A 2,049-nucleotide genomic window follows, 5' to 3' on the forward strand; every position below is an offset into this window, starting at 1 on the left:
CTGCACCCGGGAGGGTGTGGGAGAGTAGGACACCGCCGGACAACCATTCAACCGGGGAGCCCCGACCACACGGTCGGGGCTCCCCGCATTTAACACCCAAAACACCAAACACAACAAACAACCCCCACCTAGTGGCGGCGGCCGCGCCGTGGTGGATCGCCGCTTACCGTGCTAGCTTGTTCAGTGATCGTGTCATATCGGCTGGAGGTGAGACCCATGAAGGCAGTATCCATAGTGGGCGCTCCCTCGCTGTCCACGATTTCGCGACTAAGGTAGTCGCCGTCGGGAGCGTCATTTAGCGCAAAATCGCGAAAGGCGACTCCCATGAACAGAAACCATTCTTCGTCCCCGAACTCCATCCCGGCGCCGGCCTCCATTGCCGCGGCTAGCGGACTGAAACGAGCGTTGGTCCTAGGCGGCGGTGGGTCCACAGGCAATGCCTGGCTTATCGGCGTCGTGGCTGGGCTGTATGAGGCTGGGCTCGACGTAACTACGGCGGACTTGACCATCGGAACGTCAGCCGGCTCCACGGCCGCGGCGCAGATCGCGGGTATGTCTCCGAGTGAACTTTTGGCGGCCACGCTGGCGCCGTTACCTGTCTCCCGGCAACGCTCCGGGGGAGTCGAGACGCGCGCCAGGCCGGCGGTACACCACCTGGCGCGTATAAAGGGAATCATCTCTTCAGCCGTAGACGCTGCCGATATGCGCCGCAGATTGGGTTCGGCCGCATTGGATCTGGATGCGGGTGCCGACGATTCCTGGCAGGCACAGTGGCGAAAAACGGTCGCTTCCCGGCTACCGAACCAAGACTGGCCGGAGCGGGCGGTATTCATCACGGCCGTTGACGCGAAGACGGGTGAACCGGTTGTTTTTGACCGACACAGTGGAGTTGAGTTGGTGGACGCCATCGCAGCCAGTTGTTCCAGTGGCCGTCCGTACCGGATCGGGGGCAACTACTTCATCGATGGCGGTTACCGGTCCAACGCGGAGAATGCGGATCTGGCCGCTGGATTCGGCCGGGTCCTGGTGCTTTCACCGTTCGGCGGCAAGTCCCTGCAGCCAGTGGAGTGGGGCATGCACCTCGCCACTCAGATAGATGCTCTGCGCCACGGTGGCAGCAGTGTGGCCACCGTGTTTCCCGACAGCGACGCCGAACACATGTTTGGGGTAAACGCCATGGACCTTTCGCTTCGTCCTGCCGCCGCGCAAGCCGGGTACGAACAGGGAAGAGCCCAAGCGGCAACGCTCAACGACCTCTGGAGCTGATACCAGAAAGGGCCCTCGCTTTTACGTGAGGGCCCTTTTTTGCTTTCGCGTACCCGTGGTGGGTTCCCTGCGGCGAACCCACCAATCAACTGGCCGGTGACTTCGCGGCCTTGGCAGCTGCTTTTGCTGCTTGCTTGCTGGCGCGCACTTTGGCCAACGACGCCGGGTCAACTATGTCGGCGACCGATAGGTAAGAGCCCTGTTCGCCGTAGTGGCCGGATGCTTCCCTCCACCCTTCAGCCCGGAGGCCGCATTGTTTGCCCAGCAACGCCAGGAAGATCTTTGCCTTCTGTTCTCCGAAGCCAGGTAAAGCCATGAGGCGCCGGAGCACTTCAGCGCCGTCGGGATTGCCGTTTGTCCAGATTGCCGCTGCGTCTCCATCCCAATCCCGGTGCACGGTCTCCGCCAGTGCTTGGACCCTGCCCGCCATGGATCCCGGGAATCTATGGACCGCCGGCCTCTCCTTGAAAACTTCGATGAACTCGGCGGGGTCGTACTCGGCGATCGTGGCCGGGTTCAGCGACCCCAAGCGCGCGCGGATTTTCTCAGGCCCGGCGAAGGCTGATTCCATGGTGACTTGTTGGTCCAAGAGCATGCCCGTCAGTAGCGCGAATGCGTCGTCGCTGAGCAGCCGGTCCGCGGTGGGATCTCCTGTGATGTGCAGTTCCATGGGTCCCATCCTCCCACCAGTTGCAGCTTCTGTCTGGGCTGTTTTGGGTGGTGTTGTGGGGTGGATTTGCGTTGGTGTGGTGGGGCGTGTATTGTTTTGTGAGTCGCCGGGTG

At 62.1% G+C, this 2,049-nt stretch carries 2 protein-coding genes; one reads left to right on the plus strand and one right to left on the minus strand.

From position 1 onward, the window contains the following. The first annotated feature begins 324 nt into the window (after positions 1 to 324). Positions 325 to 1,266 (plus strand): patatin-like phospholipase family protein, encoded by a 942-nt coding sequence (locus tag QRN42_RS17455; protein WP_284980376.1) that lies wholly within the window; start codon positions 325 to 327, stop codon positions 1,264 to 1,266. Between the two features lie 85 nt (positions 1,267 to 1,351). Here QRN42_RS17455 and QRN42_RS17460 read toward each other — a convergent pair whose 3' ends face one another. After that, complete coding sequence (locus tag QRN42_RS17460) at positions 1,352 to 1,945, minus strand: HhH-GPD-type base excision DNA repair protein (RefSeq protein ID WP_284980377.1); 594 nt, start codon at positions 1,943 to 1,945, stop codon at positions 1,352 to 1,354. Positions 1,946 to 2,049 lie beyond the last annotated feature (104 nt).

This window comes from Arthrobacter sp. fls2-241-R2A-200, assembly GCF_030209745.1.
In the GTDB taxonomy this organism is placed as follows: Bacteria; Actinomycetota; Actinomycetes; order Actinomycetales; family Micrococcaceae; genus Arthrobacter.